Genomic DNA, 26,523 nt, shown 5'->3' with positions numbered 1-26,523 from the left:
GAAACCTGCCCTGTCGCGTTACTTGAGACTGCCCGACAGGAACTGCTTGAGCCGCTCGCTCTGCGGGCGCACCAGCACTTCCTTCGGATCGCCCTCTTCCTCGGTCCGCCCCTGATGCAGGAACATCACGTGGTTCGATACGTTGCGCGCAAAACCCATCTCGTGCGTGACGACGATCATCGTGCGGCCTTCCTCGGCCAGCTTCTGCATCACCTTCAGCACTTCGCCCACCAGCTCCGGGTCGAGCGCCGACGTCGGCTCGTCGAACAGCATCACGTCCGGATGCATCGCCAGCGCACGCGCAATCGCCACGCGCTGCTGCTGGCCGCCCGACAGGTGCGACGGATACTGCTTCTCGACGCGCGGCGGCAAGCCGACCTTCTCCAGATACTCGCGCGCCCGCTCCTCGGCTTCCTTCTTCGAAATGCCGAGCACGTGCACGGGGGCTTCCATCACGTTCTCGAGCACGTTCATGTGCGCCCACAGGTTGAAGTGCTGGAACACCATCGCGAGCTTCGTGCGGATGCGCTGCAGCTGCTTGTGATCGGCGACTTCGAGCGCACCGGCACGGTCGGCCTTCGTGCGCACGGCCTCGCCATCGACGACGATCTGCCCCGCATTGGGCCGCTCGAGAAAATTGATGCAGCGCAGGAACGTGCTCTTGCCCGAGCCGCTCGCGCCGATGATGCTGATGACGTCACCGGCCTTCGCGTTCAGCGATACGCCCTTGAGCACTTCGTTGTCGCCGTAGCGCTTGTGAATGTCGACCGCGGCAAGCTTGGTGGAAGCGGCAGCGCTCGTTTGAGTGATCTCGGCCAACTGGCTCTCCTCGAAGTGATTCAATGACGGGCGGCCGCGAGATACGCAAGCCAGTGGCGCTCCGCGCGGCGAAACGCCGCGACGAGTGCGAACGATACCGCAAGATAGATCAGCGCGGCGACTCCGAACGACTGGAACGCCATGTAGGTCGCGGAATTCGCGTCGCGTGCAACCTTCAGGATGTCCGGCACGGTCGCCGTGAACGCGACGGTGGTCGCGTGCAGCATCAGGATCACCTCGTTGCTGTACAGCGGCAGCGCGCGGCGCAGCGCCGACGGCAGGATCACGCGGCGGTACATCGTGAACGGCGACATCCCGTAGGCACGCGCAGCCTCGACCTCGCCGTGCGGAATCGCGCGGATCGCCCCCGCGAAGATCTCGGTCGTGTACGCGCAGGTGTTCAGCGCGAACGCGAGAATCGCGCAGTTGAAGCCGCTGCGGAAGAACGCGTCGAGCAGCGAGTGCGAACGCACGAACTCGAGGCTGTACATGCCCGTGTACAGCAGCAGCAACTGCACGTAGAGCGGCGTGCCGCGGAACACGTACGTGTAGAACCGCACCGGCGTCGACACCCACTTGTTCCTCGACACGCGCGCGACCGCAAGCGGCACCGCGCACACGAAGCCGAGCGAGATCGACGCGACGAGCAGCCACAGCGTTACCGCGAGGCCGGAGAGGCGCTGGCCGTCCCAGTAAAGGAACGCCTGGCCGAATTCCTGGAGGATCTCGATCATAGTTCTGCGTGCCGCACGCCCATGGAATAACGCTTCTCGAGCTGGATCAGCACGAGGTTGGAAACGGTCGTGATCGCGAGATAGATCAGCGCCGCGACGAGGATGAAGAAGAACATGTTGAACGTGCTCTTGCCGGCGTCCTGCGCGGCCTTCACGACGTCCGCAAGCCCGATGATCGACACCAGCGCGGTGGCCTTCACGAGCACCTGCCAGTTGTTGCCGATGCCCGGCAGCGCGAAGCGCATCATCTGCGGAAACATGATCCGCGCGAACACGCGCGCGCCGCTCATCCCGTAAGCCGCACCGGCTTCGAGCTGGCCGCGCGGCACCGACAGGAACGCCCCGCGGAACGTTTCGGTGAAGTACGCGCCGTAGATGAAGCCGAGCGTCAGCACGCCGGCCACGAACGGGTCGATGTCGATCTGGTCCCAGCCGACGAAGTCGGTGAACTGGTTCAGCCAGATCTGGATGCTGTAGAACAACAGCAGCATCAGGACAAGATCGGGCACCGAGCGGATCAGCGTCGTATAACCGGTCGCGATCGCTCGCAGCACCCGGTTGTGCGACAGCTTCGCCACCGCGCCGATCAGCCCCAGCGCCACCGCAGTGGCGAGCGACAGCACCGACAGCTCGATGGTCTGCACGGTGCCGGCCCAGAGGACAGGACCAAAGCCGTAAAGGAACACGCGCGTCTCCAGAGTTGGAATGGATGCCGACGCGTATGCCTGTCCCGCGCCGGGCTGACGCGGATAGTCGCAAGCGAAATTGATTGCCTCAAATCACCTTGCACGGGATTGCTGCGTCGCAGCAATCCGTCCCACCATTTGCAACCAAGGCCTACGCCTCTGTTTCAAAAGGAAAAAAGCCGCTCCCTGACAACCGGATAACGGGCAGGGAAGCGGACTTTTTGCAATTTTCCGGTCGCTTTTTCGATATAGCGCCGAAGGCGGCTGCGCTTACCGTCCCTTCAGGATGTCGGAGCGCGAAGTCGTATAGACAAGCCCGTCCGGGCCGAAATGCACGTTGAAGAATGCATCAGTGTTGACGCCGTCTTCGAGCCAGCGCCAGCTCCAGACCGTCTCGGGCTTGAGTGGATACTGCGCGATGTCGCCGGGCTTGCCGAGCAGGCGCCGCACCTCGTCCTCGTTCATCCCCGGGCGCACCTTCGCGAAATTCTCGGCGGTCAGCACCTGCGTCGCGCCCGTGTAGCGGCCGTTCGCATCGAGGTCGACGAACCACGTCTGGTTGCCCATCGGGCCGCGCGGGTATTCGAGGCGCTTCGAGCCGTCGGTGAAGTCACGCTCGGTCTCGGGCTTGCCCATCGTGCCGCGCACGTCGGCTTCGGTCGATTCGCCGACCTTCAGCCCCTTCAGCAGCAGCGGCGCGGGCTTGATCGCGTTGAAGAAGTCCCTGATACGTTGCACGTCGAGGTTGCCTTGCTTGTCGTCGCAGCCGGTCAGCGCCAGCGCGGCGGCCAGCATCGTCACGGGAAGCAGCCGGAAACGGAAATTCATCGGAAGAAATACGCGTCGAGAAAACACGCGGCAAGGATACCCGTGCAACGCCAAAAGCGCGAGACGGGCCCGCAGCCCGTCTCGTGTTCAATGCATCGTTTCGGTTTCAGTTTCGGCCACGCGGCTCGTCGCGTGCGGCGCACGCGGCACGGCCGGCGGCACACCGATGCGGCGGCGCGTGCGCACGAGCTCGGCAAGCTGCCACGAACCGAGCGCCAGACAACCGAACAGCACCTCGCGGCCACGCTTGACCAGCGCGAGCGACAGCGCCGTCTCGCGATCGACGCCGAACATCTGCGCGAGCAGCACGACGGTCGCCTCCTGCACGCCGAGGCCGCCCGGCACCATGAACGCCGCATGGCGCACGGCCTGCGTCATCGCCTCGATCGCGATCGCGCCGCCGATCGACACCGGATGGCCGAGCAGCGCGAGCGCCCAGTAGATCTCGAGCGCGCCGAGCATGTAGCCGGCCAGCTGCCAGAAGAATGCGCTGAACAACAGGCCCGTACGCGACATCAGCCCATCGATGTCGGCATCGAGCCGCTTGCCGTCGACGCCCTGCAGCAGCCGGTGCGAATCGCCGAGCAGGCGGCCCGCGAAGCGCTCGATTGCATGGAAAATCCCGCCGCGGCGCATCAGCACGACGCCGAGTACCGGCAGCGGCAGCGTGAGCAGCAGCGCGAGCCCGATCGTGCCGCCGCCCATGTTGTCCGTCGTGGCGAGCAGCAGCACGAGGCCGAGCGCGGCAAACGCATACTGGACGACGATCGTCACGAGCACCTCGACGATCACCGACGCCGTCACGCGGCTCGCGTCCGGCACCTGCCAGCGCGCGAGCCGGATCCCGACCAGCTCGCCGCCGATCCCGACCACGGGCAGCAGCCGGTTCACCGCCTCGCGCACGGTCGCGATCCACCACAGGAACGGCAGCGACGAGCGCTTGTCGAGCAGCAGGTGCCACGCGTAGGCGTCGAGCAGCAGCGGCAGCGCATGGAACGGCACGAGCCACAGCAGCGCGTAACCGGCACGCGCGAGCATCTGCGACACGTCGCCGATGCCTTCATGCAGCCCCAGCGCCAGCAGGATGCCGATACCGAGCGGCCAGCCGAGCCATTTGATCCACTTGGTCATGACGGCTGCGCCCCCGGTGCGCGCGACGCCGGCGCACCGCGCCGTGCCGCGGGCTGGCCGAAAACGTCGGCAAAGCCGCCGGTCGCGACGCCCGCCGCCTTCAGCGCGGCCGCGACGCGCGGCGACAGCAGCCCATCGAGTTCGTCCACCGGACGGTAGCCGGACATCGTCGGCGTGATCGGGCCGTCGCCGGCCTCGGCCGGATGGCAATAGATCTCGCCAACGCCCGGCGGCAGCTTGGCCAGCGCGTCGAGCAGCACGGCCTCGTCCATCGCGCCCGTATGCTCGATCCCGACCACGTAGTCGTTGTGTGCGAGCCCCGCGCGGTCGAGCCGTGCGCGCACGAGCGCAATCCACGGCTTGAGCAGCGCGGGCGCGCTCGTCTCGTAAGGCAGCCGCACCGCGCGCAGCCCGTAGTCGCGGCCGATCTCGATGATCATCGACAGCACGGTCGGATGCAGGTGGAAATGCTTGTGCGCGTTCACGTGGTCGAGCGGCAGGCCGCTCGCCGCGAACGCGTCGAACTGCGCGCGAATCTCGCGGCGCAGTTGGGCACGCACGTGCGGCAGGAAGAAGAAGCGACAGCCGTCCTTCGCCATCGCGTCGCCGAACCGCCCGTCGGGGCCGACGAGCGCGGGAATCTCATGCGCGGGCAGCGTGGCCGGCCCGTCCGCGAGCACCAGATGCAGGCCGACCGCGAGCGACGGCAGCCGCCGCGCGCGTTCGATCGCATCCTGCGCCGCGGGCGCACCGACCATCAGGCTGGCGGCGTTCAGCACGCCGTCGCGGTGCGCGCGCTCGACCGCCGCGTTGACGCGCGGGTGCAGCCCGAAGTCGTCCGCGGTGAAGATCAGCGCCCGCGCCGCCCGCTGCGTCGTCACGAATCAGGCCTCGTGTGCGCGCAGGAAGCGGAAGAACTCGACACCTTCGCGCAGACGGCGCTTCATCATGTCCCAGCTCGTCAGCATCTCGCGGACGATTTCCCAGATCTTCGACGGACGGAAGTAGAACTGGCGATAGAACTGCTCGAGATGGTGATAGATCTCGTCGCGCGACAGGTGCGCATAGCCGATCGCAGCGAGCTGCACGCCTTCCTTGCTGACCAGGTTGATGGTCTTGTTCTCTTCCATCCAGCCGTTCTCGACGGCCTGCTTGTAGAGCGTCGTGCCCGGATACGGCGCGGCGAGCGACACCTGGATCGTGTGCGGATTGATTTCCTTCGCGTACTCGATCGTCTTCTTGATGGTTTCCTGCGTCTCGCCCGGCAGGCCGAGGATGAAGGTACCGTGGATCTTGATGCCGAGCTTCTTGCAGTCCGCGCTGAAGCGGCGCGCGAAATCGGTGCGCACGCCCTTCTTGATGTTCACGAGGATCTGGTCGTCGCCGGATTCGAAGCCGACCAGCAGCAGGCGCAGGCCGTTTTCCTTCATGACCTTCAGCGACTTGTACGGCACGTTCGCCTTCGCGTTGCACGACCACGTCATGCCGAGCTTGCCCAGGCCGATGGCGATGGCTTCCGCGCGCGGCAGGTCGTCGGTGAAGGTGTCGTCGTCGAACATCAGTTCCTTCACTTCCGGCATGTTGTCGCGGATCCACTTCGCTTCCGCGAGCACGTTCTCGACCGAGCGCGTGCGATAGCGATGGCCGCTGACCGTCTGCGGCCACAGGCAGAACGTGCAGCGCGACTTGCAGCCGCGGCCCGTGTAGATCGATACGTACGGATAGTTCAGGTAGCCGATGAAGTAGTTGTCGATCTTCAGGTCGCGCTTGTAGACGGGCGCGACGAACGGCAGCTCGTCCATGTTCTCGAGGATCGGACGCGCTTCGTTGTGCTCGATCGAGCCGTCCTTCGCGCGCCAGCTCAAACCCTTGATCTGCGGGAACGGCTTGCCTTCGGCGATTTCCTTGCAGGTGTAGTCGAATTCCTCGCGGCACACGAAGTCGATTGCCTCGCTCGCCGTGAGCGAGTTGTGCGGATCGACCATCACCTTCGCGCCGACCATGCCGACCAGCAGCGACGGCTTCATCTTCTTCAGATCCTGCGCGAACATCGCGTCGGTCGGGAACGACGGCGTGCTCGTGTGGATGATCACGAGGTCGTAGTCGTTGGCGATCTTCAGCGTTTCCTCGACCGACAGGCCGTCGGCCGGCGCGTCGACGACGCGGCTGCCCGGCACGAGCGCGGCCGGCTGCGCGAGCCACGTCGGATACCAGAAGGAACGGATTTCGCGCTTCGCCTGATAGCGCGAGCCGGCTCCGCCGTCGAAGCCGTCATACGAAGGGGCCTGCAAGAACAGCGTTTTCATGAGTGCTCCGGTAGCCTGCATAGTTCGATTCGTCACAACGATTCAGTCAAAAAAACCGCGGGCCGCCCTACCGGCGCCCGCCTCTTTGTCATGTCGCGCCGCGCGGCCCCGCCGCGCAACGCGTCTCGGCCCTTGGGCCGGATTCGATCGGAACGGCCCTAGCGGCCGTCCACACCTTCCACGGCCGCCGTCGCGCGTTCGCCGCCGACGACCGTCATCCTCGCGCCGCGCCACACGACGTGCGTGCCGAACACGGCTGCGAGCCACTCGAGCGCGAGCAGCGTGTCGCGCACCGCGACGAGCGGCAGGTCGCGCCAGAATGCGCGCCAGCCATCCTCGCCGCGTGCGTGCAGCACGAGCCGCCCGAACGCGCCCACCACGACCGCCGCGCCTGCCAGCGAACCGGCGAAGGTTCCGTCAAGGCGCAGCGCGAGCGCCGCGCCGATCGCGAGCCACGGCACGGTGAACGTAATGAACAGGAACGCGAAACCGGCCGGGTTCAGCGACCGGATCGTGCGCAGCCAGCGTGTCTCGCGGTGCCACAGCGGCCCGAACGACGGCTCGATCACGTCGGTCGCGACCTCGACTTCCGACAGCACGGTGCGCCGCCCGAGGCGGCGCGGCAGCTCGGCCAGCCAGAAATCGTCGGCCAGCTCGTCCTTCAGCGCGGGAAAGCCGCCGATCCGGTCGAGCGTGTCGCGCGTCAGCGCGAGCGTCGCGCCGAAGCCGAAGCGGCTCGAGCGGCCGAGATGCGTGATCCGGACCGACGGCGCGAACCATGCATCGACGAACTGCGCGCCGATCCGCGTCCAGAACCCGCCGACGCTGCGCGCATGATACAGGCACGTGACGACACCGACCGACACATCGGCGAGCGGCGCCGTCACGCGCTCCAGATAGTCGGGCTTCACCGCGATGTCGCTGTCCGCGATCACGATGCGGCCGTACTTCGCACGTTCGGCGAGGTTGATCAGGTTGCTGACCTTCAGGTTCTTGCCGTGCACGCGCGCGTCGACCACGAGCGTGATGTCGCACTCGGGATAATCGGCACGCAGCCGTTCGACCACGGCGATGGCCGGATCGACCGCCGACGCGACGCCGAACAGCACTTCATAACGCGGATGGCGCTGCTCGCAGAACGTCGCGAGGTTTTCGTACAGGTGCGGCTCCGCGCCGCACAGCGGCTTGAGCACGCTGATCGGCTCGAAGCCGTCGCGCACGGCCGTGTGCGGCGTGCGCGGCCGCGGCGCGAACGCGGCGACGAGCGCATACCCGGCCGCGGCCAGCGTAAACACGATCAGGAGCCAGTCGAGCATCGTTACGGTTGCCGTCATGCGCGACGCCTCCCGGCGACCTGAACGCCATGGAGAACGCGTGAGCGTGATTGAACGTGATTCGGTATTCCGACAACGACGAACGCGGGCACGACCCGACTCCTTGTTCCAGCAGCGTCTGTATATGAGGGAGGCTCGACCCATCCTTCAGGTCTGGCCATGCCCGGCTTCGCGTGGTGCATCTCCGCACGACGCCCGGACGGGATGCGGGAAGACTCGTATGGCTACCTTCGGCACAACATGGGCAGGCGCCGGATTTTAGCAGCCTGCGGCACCCCGCGCTTGGCACTACGAGAAACGCACTGGTGCAATTCTGGCAAAGCTGTGCAGACGACGAACCATTTCGGCGCACCCGCGTTCACGTTAGCGTAAGCGGTTTGCAAGCGTATTGCAGTCTTGAAAATCAAACATTTCGTGCAAATTTGTACGTCGATGCGGATTCACATCCAATCGCCGTAAAGATTGGTAATTAATCAGCAATTAGATTGATTTTTGCAACGATGGCCGAATTCGACCCTGCATCCCTGAAAGGCGCATGGGTATCGGGCCGCCCCCAGCACGTTCCGGAACCCTTTGGCAAAATCCTTGGCATTTGTTGCGTAAGCGCATCACCCTGCTCCCCCGTTCGAAGGCCAACCGATGACTCCGTTTTCCGTACTCGATCTCGCCCCCATTCCGGCCGGCGCCGACGCCTCCCAGGCTTTCCGCAACACCGTCGATCTCGCGCAGCATGCGGAACGCTGGGGTTACCAGCGCTACTGGCTCGCCGAGCATCACAACATGCCCGGCATCGCGAGCGCGGCGACCGCCGTAGTCATCGGCCATGTCGCGGGCGCCACGCAGACGATCCGGGTCGGGTCGGGCGGCATCATGCTGCCGAACCACGCGCCGCTCGTGATCGCCGAGCAGTTCGGTACGCTCGCGTCGCTGTATCCGGGGCGCATCGATCTCGGCCTCGGCCGCGCGCCCGGCACCGACCAGACCACGTCGCGCGCACTGCGCCGCGACCTGATCGGCAGCGCCGACTCGTTTCCGGATGATGTCGCCGAGCTGCAGCGCTACTTCGCGGAGCCGGTGCCCGGCCAGCGCGTGCGCGCGGTGCCCGGTGCAGGGCTCGACGTGCCCGTGTGGCTGCTCGGCTCGAGCCTGTTCAGCGCCCAGCTCGCCGCGATGCTCGGGCTGCCGTTCGCGTTCGCGTCGCACTTCGCGCCGGATTACCTGATGCGTGCTCTCGAGATCTATCGCGCGCAGTACCGGCCGTCGGCCGCGTGGCCGAAGCCGCATGCGATGGTCGGCGTCAACGTGTTTGTCGCCGATACCGACGACGAGGCGCGGCGCCTGTTCACGTCGCTGCAGCAGCAGTTCATCAACCTGCGGCGCGGCACGCCGGGCAAGCTGCCGCCGCCGGTCGACGCGCTCGAGGCGAATGAGCTCGAACTCGCGACCGTCGCGCATTCGCTGTCGTTCGCGGCGGTGGGCTCGCGCGACACGGTGCGCGACAAGCTGCGCGACCGCATCGCGCAGACAGGCGCCGACGAGCTGATCGTCACCGCCCAGATCTACGATCACGCCGCACGGCTGCGCTCGTTCGAACTGACCGCGCAGATCCGCGACGAACTCGCGAGCGACACGCGCTGACGGCTCGCGGCCGGCCCCGCATCACTGCGGGTGCACGGCCTCCAGCCCGTCGAGCAGCGCCTTGTGGAACGCGTCCGGGTCCTGGATCTGCGGCGCGTGCCCGAGCGCCGGGAATTCGACGAGCTGCGCGCCGGGGATCGCGGCCTGCGTGCGTTTCGCGAGTTCCGGATAGTGGCCGAGCTTCGCATGCACGTCGGGCGGCGCGACGTCCTTGCCGATTGCGGTCGTGTCCTTGTCGCCGATCATCAGCAGCGTCGGCACGCGGATCGCGCCGAGTTCGTAGACCACCGGCTGCGTGAAGATCATGTCGTAGATCAGCGCGGAGTTCCATGCGACCGCGTCGCGACCGGCGCCACGGTACATCCCGGCCAGCATCTGCACCCAGCGCTCGTACGATGGCGACCACTTGCCCGCGTAGTACGTGCCCTGCTCGTAGCGGCGGATACCGTCGGCCGTGGTCTTCTGCTCGCGCGCATACCAGTAGTCGACCGACAGCGGCGGCACGCCGAGCGCCTTCCAGTCCTCGAGGCCGATCGGGTTCACGAGCACGAGCTGGTCGGTCGCCTTCGGATACATCAGCGCGTAGCGCATCGCGAGCATCCCGCCCGTCGAGTGGCCGACGATCGTCGCCGACTTCACGCCCAACGATTCGAGCAGCGCGTGCGTGTTGTGCGCCAGCTGCTGGAAGCTGTACTGGTAGCGATCGGGCTTCGACGACTTGCAGAAGCCGATCTGGTCCGGCGCGATCACGCGATAGCCCGCGTGGCTCAGCACGCCGATCGTGTCCTCCCAGGTCGCCGCGCAGAAGTTCTTCCCGTGCAGCAGTACGACGGTGCGGCCGTTCGGGTGCGCCGGCTGCACGTCGAGGTAGGCCATCTCGAGGGTGTCGCGCTGCGACACGAACGTGTACAGATGCACGGGCGCCGGATAAGTGAACCCTTCCAGGCGCGGGCCGTACACGGGCCCGTCGTTGCCGGCGGGCGATACGGCCACCGCCGCCGCAGGCATGGCACACGCGGCGGCGACGCCAGCACCGAGCGCGGCGGCGCGCGCGGCAAACAACATCTTGCGAATCGAAAGCATGGCGATCACGGTGATTGGAGACGCACGCGGACAGCCGGGCCGCCTCGCGCCCCGCGATTCTACGCGGTCGTGCTGACGACGGCGCGCAACACTCCGGGGCTGTGCGACTTCCGCGCGCGCGACGAACTCGGGTATCGTGTGACGTGACCCTGAAACGCGTGCAGGCGATTCCCATGAAAAACGTCCTCAGCATTCAGTCGCACGTCATCTATGGCCATGCCGGCAACAGTGCGGCCGTGTTCCCGATGCAGCGCCTCGGCGTCAACGTCTGGCCGCTCAATACCGTCCAGTTGTCGAATCACATGCAGTACGGCCACTGGGCCGGCAGCGCAATCGATGCCGCGAAGATGGAGCAGCTCGTCGACGGCATCGCCGCGATCGGCGCGCTCAAGCGCTGCGACGCCGTGCTGTCCGGCTTCCTCGGCTCGCCGCCGCAGGCGCGGGCGGCCGTCGAGATCGTCCGCTCGGTGAAGGCGATGAACCCGAACGCGTGGTACTTCTGCGATCCGGCGATGGGCCAGACGGGCGGCATCCGGCCCGAGCCCGGCGTCGAGGAATTCATGGTCCAGGAGATGCCGGCGCTCGCGGACGGCATGTCGCCGAACCACACCGAACTGCAGAAGCTCGCCGGGCGGCGCATCGAAACCGTCGCCGAAGCCGTCGAAGCCTGCCGCGCGCTGATCCGCCGCGGCCCGCAGATCATCCTCGTCAAGCATCTGCACGACCGCAACAGCCCGGCCGACCGTTTCAACATGCTCGCCGTCACCGAAACCGAAGCGTGGATCGGCCAGCGCCCGCTGTACGCGTTTCCGCGCCATCCGGTGGGTGTCGGCGACCTGACCAGCGCGATCTTCGTCGCCTGCCGGCTGCGCGGCGACTCCGTGCGCGCCGCATTCGAGCACACGCTCGCCGCCGTGCACGCGGTCGTAAAGGCCACCTACGATGCGCGCCGCTACGAGCTCGAACTCGTCGCCGCGCAGGACGAAATCGCGCGCCCGAGCGAATGGTTCGGCGCGTGGGTGACGGACGCCTGACGCGCCGGCATCGCCCTCCGCTTCACCGGCGCGCGTCCCGCGTCGCACCGCTTTCCCGCCCTGCCCCTGCCTCGCCACCATCGCTGTCGACAGACGCGTCGACGCTGCTTCGACATCGCTTCGATATCGTTTCCGTGCGGATGCAAACGTTTTCGGACTTCACATGAATGACACCGATTCCTCGCTATGCTCGCGGCGGCACAACCCGGCGCAGCCGCATCCTGCGACCCGGGCGCGCCCTTCCTGCAGGTCCCGCCAATCGGCTCCCTCCTTTACCGCACGATAACGACCATGACTCGATCGAACCGTCGTGACTTCCTGCGCGTCGCTGCCGGCACCGCCGGCGCCGCCGCGCTGAACCTGTTTCCGCCCGTGATTCGCGATGCGCTTGCGATTCCCGCGAACCGCCGCACCGGCACCCTCCGCGATATCGAACACATCGTGATCCTGATGCAGGAGAACCGCTCGTTCGACCACTACTTCGGCACGATGCGCGGTGTCCGCGGCTTCGGTGATCCGCGCCCGCTGCGCCTCGCGAACGGCAAGTCGGTGTTCCACCAGCCGGTCGGCCCGGCCGAACTGCTGCCGTTCCATCCGGGCGCGGACAAGCTCGGCCTGCAGTTCCTGCAGGACCTGCCGCACGGCTGGCAGGACATGCACGCCGCCTGGAACAAGGGCCGCTACGACCAGTGGGTGCCGAACAAGGGCACCACGACGATGGCGTACCTGAAGCGCGACGACATCCCGTTCCACTACCAGCTCGCCGATGCGTTCACGATCTGCGACGCGTACCACTGCGCGATCCCGAGCTCGACCGATCCGAACCGCTACTACATGTGGACGGGCTACGTCGGCAACGACGGCACGGGCGGCGGCCCGGTGCTCGGCAACGAGGAAAAAGGCTACGCCTGGACGACCTATCCGGAAGTGCTCGAGCAAGCCGGCGTGTCGTGGAAGATCTACCAGGACGTCGGCACCGGGCTCGACGCGAACGGCTCGTGGGGCTGGACGCAGAACCCGTACATCGGCAACTACGGCGACAACTCGCTGCTCTACTTCAACCAGTACCGCAGCGCGCTGCCCGGCACGCCGCTGTACGACAAGGCGCGCACCGGCACCAACATCAGCGCCGGCGGCACGCTGTTCGACGTGCTGCAGCAGGACGTGAAGAACGGCACGCTGCCGCAGGTGTCGTGGATCTGCGCGCCGGAAGCGTATTCCGAGCACCCGAACTGGCCCGCGAACTACGGCGCGTGGTACATCGAACAGGTGCTGAAGGCACTCGTGTCGAATCCGGACGTGTGGAGCAAGACCGCGCTGTTCATCACCTACGACGAGAACGACGGCTTCTTCGATCACGTGCCGCCGCCGTTCGCGCCGCAGTCGCGCGACAACGGGCTGTCGACCGTCGCGACGACCAACGAGGTGTTCCCCGGCGACGCATCGCACATGGCCGGCCCGTACGGACTCGGGCCGCGCGTGCCGATGCTGGTCGTGTCGCCGTGGACGAAGGGCGGCTGGGTCTGCTCGCAGACCTTCGATCACACGTCGCTGCTGCAATTCATCGAGGCACGTTTCGGCGCACAATATCCGGTCAAGGCCGGCAACGTGTCGCCGTGGCGCCGCACGGTGTGCGGCGACCTGACCGCCGCGTTCGATTTCGCGACGACCGACGCCGGCTGGCCGACGCTGCCGGACACGAGCGGCTACGCGCCGCCCGATCGCCTGCGCCATCCCGACTACATCCCCGTGCCGCCGGTACTGCAGAAGCTGCCGAAGCAGGAGGCCGGGCTGCGGCCGGCGCGCGCGCTGCCGTACGAGCTGTTCGTGCATGGCCGCATCGACGCGCCCAACGGCCCGTTCCGGCTGACCTTCGCGAACACCGGCCAGGCGGGCGCCGCGTTCCAGGTCCAGTCGCGCAACCGACTCGACGGCCCGTGGGCGTACACGGTCGAAGCCGGCAAGCGCGTCGCCGACACCTGGAGCGCCGCCGCGTCGCTCGGCCTGTACGACCTCGACGTGTACGGCCCGAACGGCTTCTACTGCCACTTCCGCGGCCCGTTCGCGACCGGCATCGGCAACGCGAGCGTGAACCCCGAGGTGATCTACGGCTACGACGTCGCGAACGGCAACATCACGCTGCGCCTGATGAACCGCGGCCACAAGGCCGTGCGGCTCAAGGTCACGAACGCGTATGGCCACGGCCACGCGCGCACGTTCGACCTCGCGCCGGGCCAGCAGATCGACGACTACTGGGATCTGCGCGGCAGCCACGGCTGGTACGACCTGACCGTCAGCGACGGCCGGCTGCTCGGCTTCCTGCGCCGCTTCGCGGGCCACGTCGAGACGGGCCGCCCGAGCGCCAGCGATCCGCTGATCCGCACGCACGCATCGCACGACGATGCCGAAGCCGCATCGGACGCACTGTCCGACTGACGGCGTCCCGTGCGCGGCGCGGCCCCGGCGGGCCGCGCCGCCTCCGTGCCTCTCGCCGTTCCTCCGCTCCCCCTCCTCTCCGCCCGCTCCGTTCGCGACGGGAAACTCCCGATACCGGCTGCCCCGGCACGCGCGGAAGCTATGCGCAAATCCGCACCGAATGCGCGGCAAATTGCCAAGACCCGCGCATATCGGCGACCTATATATCGAGGCGATCGAGGCTCTTCGCGGAGCCTGACGGGAGATGCTTCCGAGGATCACGATGCCGACCTCCCCGCCCGATTCCGAGAAGCGGTCGAACCGCCCGCCCGTCGCACACGTTCGGCCCGCCCGGGCGCGTGCGGTACTCACTCGCAGGTGTCGAACAAGAGGAACAACATGAAATTCCGTCATTCCCTGCTGTCGGTGTCGATTGCATCCGCGCTTGCCCTCCTCTCGCAACAGGCCGCCCAGGCCGCCGATACGACCGACGTGAAGGTCGGTTTCGCCGCGCCGCTCACGGGCGTGAACGCCGGCTACGGCAAGGATCTGCAGAACGGCGTGCAGCTTGCGCTCGACGATGCCGCCGCGCAGAAGGTGCAGATCGCCGGCAAGCCCGCGCACTTCAACCTCGTCGTGCAGGACGACCAGGCCGACCCGCGCATCGGCGTGCAGGCCGCGCAGGCGCTCGTCGACCAGAACGTGTCGGTCGTGGTCGGCCACTTCAACTCGGGGACGACGATTCCGGCCTCGGTCGTCTACGACAAGGCCGGCATCCCGGTGATCGATCCGGCCGCGACCAACCCGACGCTCACCGCGCGCGGGCTCGCGAACATGTTCATGGTGATCGCGACCGACGGCCAGAACGCCGGCAACGCGGGCAAGTACGCGGTCGACGTGACGAAGGCGAAGCGCATCGCGATCATCGACGACCGCACCGCGTTCGGCCAGGGCGAGGCCGACGAGTTCGAGAAGGCGGTGAAGGCCGCCGGCGGGAACATCATCGGCCGCGAGTTCACCAGCAACCAGGCGGTCGACTTCCGCGCGCAGATCACGAGCCTGAAGGGCAAGAACCCCGATCTGATCTTCTTCGGCGGCCTCGATTCGCTCGCCGCGAACTTCATCAAGCAGATGCGCCAGCTCGGGCTGAATGCGCAGTTCGTCGGCGGCGGCGGCGTGAAGGACAACGAGTTCATCAAGATCGCGGGCCCGGCCGCCGAAGGCGCGATGGCGTGGGAATACGGCCGGCCGCTCGATGAGCTGCCGCAAGGGAAGGATTTCGAACAGCGCTTCAAGAAGCGCTTCGGCGTCGACGTGCTGTCGTACGCGCAGTTCGGCTACGACGCGGCCTGGGCGGCGATCAAGGCAATGCAGGCGGCCGGCTCGACCGACCCGAAGGTCTATCGCCCGGCGCTGAAGAAGATCGACTTCGAAGGCGTCACCGGCCGCATCTCGTTCGCGAGCGACGGCTCGCTGAAGAGCGGGATGTCGACGCTGTATCAGGTGAAGAGCGGTGCGTGGAAGACGATCACGACGAAGGGAGGCTGATCGGCGGTGCCGGCGGCCGGCGGCGGAAACGCCGGCCGGCTCCGGCGATCGATGAAGCGAGATCCGATCTCGTATGACAACTGATGTTGACGTGAATCGACCGGGCCGGCGGCAACGCGAGCCGCGCCGCCCGACGCGTCAGCTGGCCTGCGTGTCGCGCTCGGCTTCGGCCGCCTCGTGCGCGCGGCGCAGCCGCTCGCGGCTGTTGGTGAGGTGCGTGCGCATCGCGGCGCGGGCCGCCTCCGGGTCGTGGCGCGCGATGGCCTCGTAGATATCCTCGTGCTCGTGGTTCAGCCGGCCGACATACCGTTCGAGATCGTCGCCGGCAAAGCGGGCCGAATTCACGCGCGTGCGCGGGATGATCGACGTGCCGAGCTGCGTCATGATGTCGACGAAATAGCGGTTGCCGGTGGATTGCGCGATCTGCAGGTGGAACTGGAAATCGAGCTGCGCCGTGTCGCGGCCACCGCCCGCCCCCGTCGCGATCGCGTCGAGCGCGCGCCGCAGCGCGGCGAGGTCGGTATCGTTCGCGCGCTGCGCGGCGAGGCTCGCGCATTCGCTCTCGAGGCTGATACGCAGCTCCAGCACCGCGAGCACGTCGCGCAGCGTCGTGATCGTCGCCGGGTCGATGCCGAGCGTCTGGCGGCGCGACGGCTCCAGCACGAAGCTGCCGATGCCGTGGCGCGTCTCGACGAGGCCGCTTGCCTGCATCCGCGAGATCGCCTCGCGCACGACCGTGCGGCTCACGCCCTGCGCCGCCATGACTTCGGTTTCGGTCGGCAGCTTGTCGCCAGGACGCAGCGTGCCGTTTTCGATCTGCGCGGTCAGCGCGTCGACGACATCTTGTGCGAGGCTGCGTGCGCGACGGCGCGGCGCTGCGGGAAGCGTAGGCACGGACATGAGGCCGGTTCCTTTTTGAATGATCGTAATGTGAGCCGAGGGTTTACGCGGGGTTTGAGCGAAAGCCGATGATTCATTATACTGCGTCACAAGTCATCCGACGACTGATGATCGAAGCACGGATCTCCTGTCGACTCAAGCGCGCATTCCAGCGCCGCCCGGTCCCATGCTTTACGATCGGCCAGCGTTCGCGTTCTGCGCTGCACTGGCTCGGTTGTCGCTCCCACCCCGCTCCGGGTTGCGTCGACTTGCGGGCCTTGCGCGCCGCGCACGTCGGTTGTCGAATGATCGCACCTCCCGCCGCGCGCGGCAAAGCTTTTGCCGCACGGCATTGCCCACCCTTTTGCCATCGCCGCCCATGAACGCCGTCACTGCCTCGCCTTCCCACGACACGCCGCGCATCGTCGACCTGCAAGCGATTCCGGTCGCCGGCCACGACAGCATGCTGCTCAACCTGAGCGGTGCACATGGCCCGTTCTTCACTCGCAACCTCGTGATCCTGAAGGACAGCGCGGGCCGGACCGGCGTCGGCGAAGTGCCCGGCGGCGAAAGCATCCGCCGCACGCTCGACGATGCGCGCGCGCTCGTCGTCGGCCAGCCGGTCGGCAATTACCACGCGGTGCTCAACGACGTGCGGCGCACTTTCGCCGACCGCGACGCAAGCGGCCGCGGGCTGCAGACCTTCGACCTGCGCACGACGATCCACGCGGTCACCGCGCTCGAAGCGGCGCTGCTCGACCTGCTCGGCCAGCATCTCGGCGTACCGGTCGCCGCGCTGCTCGGCGAAGGCCAGCAGCGCGAGCGCGTCGAAATGCTCGGCTATCTGTTCTACATCGGCGACCGCACGAAGACCGCGCTCCCCTATCGCGACGGCCGCGGCGCGACCGACGACTGGACGCGCGTGCGCGACGAAGCCGCGCTGACGCCCGAGGCGGTCGTGCGGCTCGCCGAGGCCGCGCATGCGCGCTACGGCTTCAACGACTTCAAGCTGAAGGGCGGCGTATTCGAAGGCGCGAGCGAGATCGAGGCGGTGACGGCGCTCGCCGAGCGCTTCCCGGACGCGCGCGTGACGCTCGACCCGAACGGCGCGTGGTCACTCGACGAGGCCGTGCGGCTGTGCCGCGATCAGCATCACGTGCTCGCGTACGCGGAAGATCCGTGCGGCGCGGAGAACGGCTATTCGGGCCGCGAGGTGATGGCCGAATTCCGCCGCGCGACGGGGCTGCCGACGGCCACCAACATGATTGCGACCGACTGGCGGCAAATGGGTCACGCGGTGCAGTTGCAGGCGGTCGACATCCCGCTCGCCGATCCGCACTTCTGGACGATGCAGGGTTCGGTGCGTGTCGCGCAGATGTGCCGCGACTGGGGCCTCACCTGGGGCTCGCATTCGAACAACCACTTCGACGTGTCGCTCGCGATGTTCACGCATGTCGCGGCCGCTGCGCCGGGTCAGGTTACCGCGATCGACACGCACTGGATCTGGCAGGACGGCGAGCGGTTGACGCGCGAGCCGCTGAAGATCGAGAACGGGATGGTGGACGTGCCGAAGCGGCCGGGGCTCGGCATCGATATCGACATGGATGCCGTCGCGGTCGCGCACGAGCTGTACCAGCAGCACGGGCTTGGTGCCCGCGACGACGCGGCAGCGATGCAATACCTGATTCCGGGGTGGACCTTCAACAACAAGCGCCCCTGCCTCGCGCGCTGAGCACGGGACGGACCGGGCGGCAGGATCGCCCGGTCGAGTCGGAATCGAGAGAAGCGATGCGGCCTGCGGCCGGGCTGGTAAGTGCCTGGGGAAAGACGCTGCGCGCGTCGAACGGGATCCGGATGAGGGTGGCAGTAGCGATGGCGGGTCTGGCCGGCTTCGCCCAGGCCATACCTGCCTGGTCGTACTTACCCGGCCGGACCTAGCCGACCGCACCTACCCGGCCAGACCTAGCCGGCCGCCCCAATCCCCCGCGCCATCCCCGACGCGGCGAACACGATGACGATCACGAGCACCGCCTGCCAATGGCCGATCCGCACATAGGTGCGCGCACGGCCGAGATCGGGCATCTGCTGCTGCCGCGCGGCGACGCGCCACCGGATCAACCCGAGCATCGGCACGACCTCGAGCAGCAGGATCAGCACGAGCGCGGTCATCTTCAGATGAAAGAGTGGTTCGTGCAGGTAGTACGCGGCGCCTTTCTCGAAACCGCCGAACGCGCGCATCAGGCCCGTCACGATCAGCACCAGCGCCGACAGTCCCCACGCAGCATCCGCCTTGAATACACCGGGCAAGTCGGCCGCCTGCGCCGACGCGATGAGCCGGCGCAACGCGCGGTTGCGCCCCGCGATCGCGGCAAACGCGACGCCGAACGCACTCAGGTGAACGGCAGCCAGCAACCAACGGACGATCATCACGCCTCCTTGTCGCCCGCACGCCGTGCGCGGGACTTGTCAGACGATCTGCTTGAGCGCGGCGTCGAGCGCGAGCACCGCGACGCGGTCGCCTTCGGTCGCGAGCGGCGCGCGCATGACGATCTGCCGGTTATGGCCGACGGCCGCCGGCGAATCCCACAGCAGTTCGACTTTCGGTCGATTGAACAGGCTGCCGCGGCGCGGCGGCACGACGGCCGGTTGCCCGTCCGTTGCACCCTCGCCTGCGGGAGGCGCCGCCCGGCCGGGCCAGCGCACCGTCAGTTCGCGCGCATCGTACTGGCCGACCTTGCGGCTTTCCATCCAGACGATCGTGGTACGCGTCAGCACGTCGAGCGAAATCGCATAACGGCCGACCGCGAAGCGGCGGGCGGCCACGTTGGTCCGCCACAGCGGCCGCGGGCGGCAGATCCAGACGATCGCCGCATACAGCGCCGGTGCGGCGACGAGCCAGCCATTGGTCGCCGTCACCGCATGCAGCGCGAGGCGCCAGCCGTCCATCCAGACGAACATGCCGATCGACCAGACGGCAAACAGGAAACCGATCAGCGCGAATACGCGCAGCGCCTGGCGCAGCCACTGCGGCAGCGGATGAAACGGCCGTTCGGCGCGCGCGACGGCGCCCGGCAGCGCGAGCAGCAGGAAGATCAGCAGGAGGTAGACGAACGCCCAGGGCGACGACACCATCGCCGACAGCGACGAGCGATAGCCCATCTGGGACATCGAGAACAGCCAGCGCGCGAGCAGCACGAGACCGATCGCACGCAACGCGAAGATCACACCGGCGCCGGGGGCCGGCGCTGCGCGCGTGGATTTCGTTCTCGCCAAGACTGCTCTCCTCTGGATATTCGTGCGGGGCCGGATTTCACGGCACGGCCATTATAGGGACATTACCGTCTGGACAGACGGACGGATGGCATGCCGGGCTACTTCGGGGGCCGTTCGCGGCGTCGGGCGCGGCGAGAATACAACAGATCCGCGCCGCGGATGTGACAACGCCCCGCCGGAAACCCGGACGGGGCGTCGATGGCAAGCCGCGCGCCGCAGCGCGGCGGCGGCCCGCAATCAGCCTGCGTTGACTTCGCGGAGCACCGTGCGGCGCTTCTGGCGCAGCAGTTCCTCGTAGCCCTTGACGTAGTTCTGCGCCATCACCTTCGACGAGAAGCGGGCTTCGAACGCAGCGCGAACCTTCTCGCGCGGCAGCGTATCGAGGCGCTTGAGCGCCGCGACGGCCGACAGTTCGTCTTCGACGACGAAGCCCGACACGCCGTTGTCGATCACTTCCGGCACCGAGCCGCGCTTGAACGCGATCACCGGCGTACCGCAGGCCATCGCCTCGATCATCACCAGGCCAAAGGGCTCCGGCCAGTCGATCGGGAACAGCAGCGCGTGCGCGTTGCCCAGGAATTCGGTCTTTTCGGACTCGCTGATTTCGCCGATGTACTCGACGTGCGGCAGCGCGAACAGCGGCTTGATCTTCTCTTCGTAGTACGCGCGGTCAGCCTTGTCGAGCTTCGCGGCGATCTTGATCGGCAGGCCAGCCTGCTCGGCGATGCGGATCGCCGTGTCGACGCGCTTCTCCGGCGAGATGCGGCCCAGGAACGCGAGATAGCTCGGCTTCACGTTCGGGATCGGCGTCAGCAGGTTTTCCGGCAGGCCGTGATAGACGGTCGACAGCCAGTTCGCCTGCTGCAGCGGGATGCGCTGGTTGTCGGAGATCGACACGACCGGCACGTCGCTGAACGCGTTGAAGATCGGCTGCAGTTCCGGCAGGTCGAGACGGCCATGCATCGTCGTCAGATGCGGGACCGGCTGGCGCGAGAACAGCGAGAACGGGTAATAGTCGATGTGGCAGTGCAGGACATCGAACTCTTCCGCGCGGCGGCGCACCTGCTCGAGGAGCAGCATGTGCGGGGCCATCACGTCGCGGATCGTCGGGTCGAGGCGCAGCGCCTGCGGCCAGCACGCTTCGAGCTTCGCGGAAGTTTGCGAATCGCCGCTCGCGAACAGCGTGACGTCATGCCCCATCTCGACGAGTGCTTCGGTGAGGTAGGACACCACTCGCTCGGTACCACCGTACAGTTTCGGGGGCACCGCTTCGTGCAACGGAGCGATTTGGGCGATTCGCATGCGTAACTCCTAAAAAATCGGCTAAAAACCAGGTATGGGTCGGCAACCTGCCGGCGGTCCGGGCTGGATGCATTTCGTCCGAAGATCGGACGAATCAGCCTGCCGGGGGCGTCGAACCCGCGCTGCTCAAGGAGCGTCGGCGACGCGACAGGCATAGAACGTTTGAAACGAAGACCCGTTGACAGGGGTTCGTAAAAAACCTGGAATCGAACCCGGAGCCGATTATCTAGGGTTAATCCTGATACGGCGCACAACATTTCAAACACTTTACTTTGTTACAAAGGTGCAACACTTTGCAACCCGCGGACTTGGGTGTCCGTTCTAGAGTGGAAGGCCCTTTTGGCGTTCCTTGCACCCGTGACTGCCGGCAGCGTGATTCCGGCACATGAGGCAGGACGGGATGCCGGATTTTATCTCAAAATCGATCGCGAGCCCCTGGCCAAGGCAAGATTCGCGCAGCGCGACACGCGGCCTTGTTTACAATGCCGGATTATTCAGTCCGGGCGAACGCCGGCCTGCGATCCAGCCGCCACGCTCACTCACCGAATCACCGCACGCATATTTTGGAATCTCTCACCCCTGCCCAGCGCAACGCCCACAACGCGAAGCTGTCGAGCTACGCGCACCGGCCGATCGCGTTCCTGTTCCGCTACATTCGCCTTCATCCCGTCGCCCACCTCATCGTGCTCTGCAGCGTGCTGGCCGCCGTCGGCTGCGCGCTCGGCTCGCAGTACGCGATCAAGCACCTGATCGACGTGCTGGCAACCGGGCGTCATCACCCCGGCCCGCTGTGGAGTGCATTCGCGCTGCTCGTCGGGCTGATCGCGGCCGACAACCTGCTGTGGCGCGTCGGCGGCTGGGTCGCCGCGCATACATTCGTCGCGGTCACCGGCGACCTGCGGCGCGACCTGTTCCAGTACCTGATCGGCCATTCGCCGACCTACTACTCCGAAAAGCAGCCGGGCACGCTCGCAAGCCGCATCACGGCCACGTCGAACGCGGTCTACACGTCGGAGAACACGATGGCGTGGAACGTGCTGCCGCCGTGCATCGCGGTGATGGGTGCGATCCTGATGATCATCGTCGTCAATCCGCTGATGGCCGCCGGCCTGCTCGGCTGTTCGGCCGTGCTTTCCGTCATCCTGTTCAAGCTCGCCGGGCGCGGCTCGGCCCGCCACCATGCGTTCGCGGCGAAGGCCGCGGCGGTCGACGGCGAACTCGTCGACGTGATCGGCAACATGGGCCTCGTGCGTGCGTTCGGGATGACGCTGCGCGAACAGAAACGCTTCGGCGCAACGGTCAAGGCCGAGATGGATGCGCGCCAGCAGAGCCTGCTCTATCTCGAAAAGCTGCGCCTGCTGCACGCGGTGATCACCGCGATGCTGTCCGCCGGCCTGCTCGGCTGGGCGCTGTGGCTGTGGGACCAGGGCCGCGCGACGTCGGGCGACATCGTGCTCGTCAGCTCGCTCGGCTTCACGATCCTGCACGGCACGCGCGATCTCGCGGTCGCGCTGGTCGACGTCACGCAGCACGTCGCGCGCCTGTCGGAAGCCGTCAAGACGCTGCTCGAGCCGCACGGGATGCCGGACCGCTCCGATGCGCAGCCGCTGTCAGCCAAGGGCGGCCGCGTCGACTTCGAACGCGTGACGTTCGCGTATCCGCACCGCCGCGCGATCCTCGACCACTTCGACCTCCATATCGAGCCGGGCCAGCGCGTCGGCCTGATCGGCAAGTCGGGCGCCGGCAAATCGACCGTGCTCGCGCTGCTGCAACGCTTCTACGACACGCAGGACGGCGTCGTGCAGGTCGACGGCCAGGACGTGAAGACGATCACGCAGGACAGCCTGCGCCACGCGATCGCGCTCGTGCCGCAGGACATCTCGCTGCTGCACCGGACGATCTACGACAACATCGCGTACGGCCGCCCCGAGGCGACCCGCGACGAAGTGCTCGCGGCCGCGCGCGACGCGCGCTGTGCGGAATTCATCGAAGCGATGCCGGAAGGCTATGACACGATCGTCGGCGACCGCGGCGTCAAGCTGTCGGGCGGCCAGCGCCAGCGCATCGCGATCGCGCGCGCGATCCTGAAGAACGCCCCGATCCTGCTGCTCGACGAAGCGACGTCCGCGCTCGACAGCGCCTCCGAGGAAGCGATCCAGAGCGCGCTCGACCGCCTGATGGTCGGCCGCACGGTGATCGCGATCGCGCACCGCCTGTCGACGCTGCGCAACTTCGACCGGATCATCGTGATGAACAACGGCAAGGTCATCGACGACGGCCCGCCCGACGTGCTGCGCAACCGCCCGGGCCTGTACCGCGACCTGCTCGCGAAACAGCACGGCCGCCATCACGCCCCCGACGGCAGCACGCCGCCCGGCGAACGCGTGGCCTGACGCACCGGTCATGGCCGACAAAAAAGCCGCAGTGCTTCGCGCACTGCGGCTTTTTTCATTGCACGGGGACCCGCCGGTTACACGTGCTGCAGGTCGCGCAGGAAGTTGTCGCGCCACACCGACACGTTGTTCTCGCGAAGCTGCGCGATCATGTCCGTATAACGCGCGCGCCGCTCGGCGAGCGGCATCGTCAGCGCCTGTGACAACGCATCGGCCATTCCGTCGATATCGATCGGATTGACGATCAACGCCCCCGTCAGCTCGCGCGCGGCGCCCGCGAAGCGCGACAGCACGAGTACGCCCGGATCGTCCGGATCCTGCGCGGATACGTACTCCTTCGCGACGAGGTTCATCCCGTCGCGCAGCGGCGTCACGTAGCCGACCCGCGCGAGCCGGTACAGCGCCGCGAGCAACTGGCGGTCGTACTGGCGATGGATATAGAGGATCGGCGCCCAGTCGAGCTCGGCGAAGCGCCCGTTGATGCGCCCCGACTCCCCTTCGAGCTGCAGGCGGATGTCCTGGTACGCGCGCAGTTCCGCGCGGGTCGACGGTGCGATCTGCAGGAATGACACGCGATTGCGATGCGACGGCTCGTGCTCGAGCAGCTTCTCGAACGCGCGGAAGCGCTCGACGAGCCCCTTCGAGTAATCGAGCCGGTCGACGCTCATGATCAGCTTGCGGCCGCGCAGCGATGCTGCGAGCGTGCGCACCGCCTTGCCGTGCTCGCCGGCCTTCGCGAGCGACGCGATCTCGTCCGGATGCACGCCGATCGGATAGGCGGCCGCGCGCAGCGTCCGGCCGAATGCGCACACCGTCGCCAGGCGGCCGTCGCGCTCGATCACGCCGTCGGCTTCGGATTCGACGTAGTCGCAGAACGCGCGCAGGTCGGGGTCGGTCTGGAAGCCGAGCAGGTCGAACGCGCACAGCGACTCGACGAGCGCCCGGTGCGGCGGCACGTTGACGAGCACCTGCGCGGCGGGAAACGGGATGTGCAGGAAGAAGCCGATGCGGTTCTTCACGCCGGCCGCGCGCAGGGCGCGCGCGAACGGGATCAGGTGATAGTCGTGCACCCAGATCACGTCGTCATCCTGCAGCAGCGGCACGAGCTGCTGGGCGAGCCACACGTTCACGCGGCTATAGCCCTCGAACTCGTGACGGTCGTACTGGATCAGGTCGGTGCGGTAGTGAAACGCGGGCCACAGCGTCGCGTTCGAGAAGCCGCGGTAATACTGGTCGTAATCGCGCCGCGACAGGCCGATGGTCGCAAACGTGACCGGCCCGTGTTCCTCGACACGAATCTGCGGCGCGCCGGCAGCGACGACTTCGCCGCTCCAGCCGAACCACATGCCGCCCGTCTCCTTCAGCGCATCGTAGACACCGATCGCGAGACCGCCCGCCGCCGGTTCGCCTTCCGAAATCGGCGCGACGCGGTTTGAAACGATGATGAGGCGACTCATGCGTCCGGCTGCCCCGCACCGAGCCAGCGCGCGATCTGCTCATGCAGCGCGTCGACCGAATCGAGCCGCGTACGGGCGGACGTCTCGCCCGCGCCGACCTTGATCGACACCCCGCCGCGCGCGTTGACCACCGCGAAACCCTTCTCGTCGGTCAGGTCGTCGCCCGCGAACAGCGGCAAGCGGCCCGCGAACGGCGGCTCGTCGAGGAACGCGGCGAGCGCGCGCCCCTTGTCGACGCCCTTCGGCTTGATCTCGAACACCATCTTGCCGGGTTGCAGGACATACGCATCGGCATAGTCGGCGGCGAGGCGCTCGGTGGCCGCGCGCGCCGCCGCCTCGCGCTCGGGCGCGTTGCGGTAGTGCAGCGCGACGGCCGCGCCCTTGATTTCGAGCAGCATGCCCGGATGACGGTCGACGACGGCCGCCAGCTCGCGCTCGATGCGCAGCAGGCGTTCGTCGTTGAAGCCGATGCGCTGCGTGTCGCCGTTCGCATCGCGGCGCTCCGCGCCGTGCAGGCCGGCGATCGGCAGGCCGGGCATCTTCAGGAACGTGTCGAGGTTGTCGATGCCGCGCCCGGACACGATCGCGACCGCGCCGTGCGAGCGACGCCGCAGCTCGTCGAGCATCGTCAGCAGCGACGGCGGAACATGAATGCTGTCGGGCGTCGGTGCCAGTTCGACGAGCGTGCCGTCGAAGTCGAAGAAGAACGCGGTATCGGTCAGGGACAGGGAAGCCGGAACGGATTGCATCGATTCGATAGTCTGAGGGCCGGCCGGCAAACGCGGGCCGCCGCTGCGCGAATGGAATTGTGCGCATCTTACCGCGCCTGCGCATCGAGATGGGCGAAACCGGTGCATTGCCGGCCTCGCGCCGCCGCCCGCGTCAACTGCGACATATTGCCCCGCTCGCCCGCAGCTTACGGGTTTCGAAAGGACGCGGGCGCGCGAATTGCGCTACAGTCGCAACCGCCTGCCGCGCGACGCATGGCGCCGCGTCACGGCCACCATTTCGTCCGATCGAGCCCCAGGATGTCGTCTGCCCGCACTGCGCCCCGGCGCTTCTCCCGCTTCATCCGCACGGCCGCGGCCCTTGCCGCCGCCGTGGCGCTCGCCGCGTGCACGCACGACGAGCCGCGCTGGAACCTGACCAACGTCACCGGCCACCTGCCCGACCTGTCGTTCACGCTGACGGGCGGCGACGGCCATCCCGTCGACGCCGATGCGTTCCACGGCCAGGTCGCACTCGTCTACTTCGGCTACACGCACTGCCCCGATGTCTGCCCCGAAACGATGGCGCGGCTGATGGAAGTGCTGGCGAAGCTCGGCCCGCAGGCAAACGACGTGCGCATCCTGTTCGTGTCGGTCGACCCTGCGCGCGACACGCCGCAGGCGATGCAATCGTATGTCGCCGCGTTCGACGCCGCGCATGCGCGCGGCCTGACCGGCACCGACCGCCAGATCGAATCGCTCGCGAAGCGTTATCGCGTCGCGTATCAGATGGAAAAGCGCGATCCGTCCGGCGGCTACGAAGTCACGCACAGCTCGGCCGTCTACATCTTCGACGCGAGCGGCCGCGCGCGCCTGCTTGCGACCGACCGCGACTCGCCCGACGCCATCGCCGCCGATGTGCGCCGGATCATCGACACCGCCTCCACGACCTGAAT

22 protein-coding genes are annotated in these 26,523 nt (G+C 67.2%); 7 read left to right on the top strand and 15 right to left on the bottom strand.

From position 1 onward, the window contains the following. Positions 1-18: 18 nt before the first annotated feature. The 8 genes from ACN8ZM_RS06070 to hpnI form a co-directional block, all read right to left on the bottom strand. On the bottom strand, positions 19-819 hold the full coding sequence (locus tag ACN8ZM_RS06070) for an ABC transporter ATP-binding protein (RefSeq protein WP_043182063.1): 801 nt from the start codon (positions 817-819) through the stop codon (positions 19-21). A 20-nt stretch (positions 820-839) separates the two neighbouring features. Further along, positions 840-1,553, bottom strand: a complete 714-nt coding sequence (locus tag ACN8ZM_RS06065) for an ABC transporter permease (RefSeq protein ID WP_420210758.1) — start codon at positions 1,551-1,553, stop codon at positions 840-842. Beyond that, positions 1,550-2,239, bottom strand: a complete 690-nt coding sequence (locus ACN8ZM_RS06060; protein ID WP_043182060.1) for an ABC transporter permease — start codon at positions 2,237-2,239, stop codon at positions 1,550-1,552. Before ACN8ZM_RS06060 ends, ACN8ZM_RS06065 begins: the two co-directional genes overlap by 4 nt. A 270-nt stretch (positions 2,240-2,509) precedes the next feature. After that, on the bottom strand, positions 2,510-3,067 hold the full coding sequence (locus ACN8ZM_RS06055; protein WP_043182057.1) for a lipoprotein: 558 nt from the start codon (positions 3,065-3,067) through the stop codon (positions 2,510-2,512). An 87-nt stretch (positions 3,068-3,154) separates the two neighbouring features. Further along, positions 3,155-4,198, bottom strand: coding sequence for an HpnL family protein (locus tag ACN8ZM_RS06050; protein WP_043182055.1), 1,044 nt, complete (start codon positions 4,196-4,198; stop codon positions 3,155-3,157). After that, positions 4,195-5,079: a hopanoid biosynthesis-associated protein HpnK gene (gene hpnK, locus ACN8ZM_RS06045; protein ID WP_420210757.1), complete on the bottom strand. Its 885-nt coding sequence runs from the start codon at positions 5,077-5,079 to the stop codon at positions 4,195-4,197. Before hpnK ends, ACN8ZM_RS06050 begins: the two co-directional genes overlap by 4 nt. 3 nt (positions 5,080-5,082) lie before the next feature. After that, a complete protein-coding gene (gene hpnJ, locus ACN8ZM_RS06040; RefSeq protein WP_043182051.1) occupies positions 5,083-6,504 on the bottom strand; it encodes a hopanoid biosynthesis associated radical SAM protein HpnJ in 1,422 nt (473 codons plus the stop codon). A 158-nt stretch (positions 6,505-6,662) separates the two neighbouring features. After that, positions 6,663-7,838: a bacteriohopanetetrol glucosamine biosynthesis glycosyltransferase HpnI gene (hpnI, locus tag ACN8ZM_RS06035; protein WP_043182050.1), complete on the bottom strand. Its 1,176-nt coding sequence runs from the start codon at positions 7,836-7,838 to the stop codon at positions 6,663-6,665. A 639-nt stretch (positions 7,839-8,477) separates the two neighbouring features. Here hpnI and ACN8ZM_RS06030 point away from each other — a divergent pair. Next, positions 8,478-9,476, top strand: coding sequence for an LLM class flavin-dependent oxidoreductase (locus ACN8ZM_RS06030; protein WP_420210756.1), 999 nt, complete (start codon positions 8,478-8,480; stop codon positions 9,474-9,476). A gap of 21 nt (positions 9,477-9,497) precedes the next feature. On the opposite strand, the gene ACN8ZM_RS06025 is transcribed toward ACN8ZM_RS06030, so the two are convergent. Next, a complete protein-coding gene (locus ACN8ZM_RS06025; protein WP_043182048.1) occupies positions 9,498-10,559 on the bottom strand; it encodes an alpha/beta fold hydrolase in 1,062 nt (353 codons plus the stop codon). A gap of 173 nt (positions 10,560-10,732) precedes the next feature. Between ACN8ZM_RS06025 and pdxY the strand changes: the two genes are divergently transcribed. From pdxY to ACN8ZM_RS06010, 3 genes are all read left to right on the top strand, one after another. Beyond that, positions 10,733-11,593, top strand: a complete 861-nt coding sequence (pdxY, locus tag ACN8ZM_RS06020; protein ID WP_042977705.1) for a pyridoxal kinase PdxY — start codon at positions 10,733-10,735, stop codon at positions 11,591-11,593. 291 nt (positions 11,594-11,884) lie between these two features. Continuing rightward, positions 11,885-14,029 carry a phosphocholine-specific phospholipase C gene (locus tag ACN8ZM_RS06015; protein WP_420210755.1) on the top strand — a complete coding sequence of 715 codons (2,145 nt, stop codon included), beginning with the start codon at positions 11,885-11,887 and terminating at the stop codon, positions 14,027-14,029. A gap of 378 nt (positions 14,030-14,407) precedes the next feature. After that, positions 14,408-15,556 carry a branched-chain amino acid ABC transporter substrate-binding protein gene (locus ACN8ZM_RS06010; RefSeq protein WP_420210754.1) on the top strand — a complete coding sequence of 383 codons (1,149 nt, stop codon included), beginning with the start codon at positions 14,408-14,410 and terminating at the stop codon, positions 15,554-15,556. Positions 15,557-15,694: 138 nt separating this feature from the next. On the opposite strand, the gene ACN8ZM_RS06005 is transcribed toward ACN8ZM_RS06010, so the two are convergent. Further along, entirely contained in the window at positions 15,695-16,456 is a 762-nt protein-coding gene (locus ACN8ZM_RS06005; RefSeq protein ID WP_089450172.1) for a FadR/GntR family transcriptional regulator, read from the bottom strand. Positions 16,457-16,814: 358 nt separating this feature from the next. Between ACN8ZM_RS06005 and gudD the strand changes: the two genes are divergently transcribed. After that, positions 16,815-18,167, top strand: coding sequence for a glucarate dehydratase (gudD, locus tag ACN8ZM_RS06000; protein ID WP_043182042.1), 1,353 nt, complete (start codon positions 16,815-16,817; stop codon positions 18,165-18,167). Positions 18,168-18,397: 230 nt separating this feature from the next. On the opposite strand, the gene ACN8ZM_RS05995 is transcribed toward gudD, so the two are convergent. From ACN8ZM_RS05995 to ACN8ZM_RS05985, 3 genes are all read right to left on the bottom strand, one after another. After that, entirely contained in the window at positions 18,398-18,862 is a 465-nt protein-coding gene (locus ACN8ZM_RS05995) for a DUF2214 family protein (protein ID WP_420210753.1), read from the bottom strand. 39 nt (positions 18,863-18,901) lie between these two features. Further along, positions 18,902-19,708, bottom strand: coding sequence for a hypothetical protein (locus ACN8ZM_RS05990; RefSeq protein WP_043182039.1), 807 nt, complete (start codon positions 19,706-19,708; stop codon positions 18,902-18,904). 237 nt (positions 19,709-19,945) lie between these two features. Further along, positions 19,946-21,010, bottom strand: coding sequence for a glycosyltransferase family 4 protein (locus tag ACN8ZM_RS05985; protein WP_043182037.1), 1,065 nt, complete (start codon positions 21,008-21,010; stop codon positions 19,946-19,948). Between the two features lie 563 nt (positions 21,011-21,573). Between ACN8ZM_RS05985 and ACN8ZM_RS05980 the strand changes: the two genes are divergently transcribed. Continuing rightward, positions 21,574-23,403: an ABC transporter ATP-binding protein gene (locus ACN8ZM_RS05980; protein WP_043182035.1), complete on the top strand. Its 1,830-nt coding sequence runs from the start codon at positions 21,574-21,576 to the stop codon at positions 23,401-23,403. Positions 23,404-23,480: 77 nt separating this feature from the next. Here the strand turns inward: ACN8ZM_RS05980 and otsA are convergent, their stop codons facing one another. Together otsA and otsB are read right to left on the bottom strand one after the other, a co-directional pair. Further along, positions 23,481-24,860, bottom strand: a complete 1,380-nt coding sequence (gene otsA, locus ACN8ZM_RS05975; RefSeq protein WP_420210752.1) for an alpha,alpha-trehalose-phosphate synthase (UDP-forming) — start codon at positions 24,858-24,860, stop codon at positions 23,481-23,483. Beyond that, positions 24,857-25,609 carry a trehalose-phosphatase gene (gene otsB / locus ACN8ZM_RS05970; RefSeq protein ID WP_301769096.1) on the bottom strand — a complete coding sequence of 251 codons (753 nt, stop codon included), beginning with the start codon at positions 25,607-25,609 and terminating at the stop codon, positions 24,857-24,859. Before otsB ends, otsA begins: the two co-directional genes overlap by 4 nt. Positions 25,610-25,888: 279 nt before the next feature. Here otsB and ACN8ZM_RS05965 point away from each other — a divergent pair, with 279 nt between their 5' ends. Further along, complete coding sequence (locus ACN8ZM_RS05965) at positions 25,889-26,521, top strand: SCO family protein (protein ID WP_043182027.1); 633 nt, start codon at positions 25,889-25,891, stop codon at positions 26,519-26,521. The last annotated feature ends 2 nt before the right edge of the window (positions 26,522-26,523 follow it).

Origin of the sequence: Burkholderia aenigmatica, assembly GCF_048627025.1 — a bacterium.
Taxonomy (GTDB): Bacteria; Pseudomonadota; Gammaproteobacteria; order Burkholderiales; family Burkholderiaceae; genus Burkholderia; species Burkholderia aenigmatica.
The sequence above is the reverse complement of the archived record's forward strand: the minus strand, read 5'-3'. Positions and strand labels throughout refer to the sequence as shown.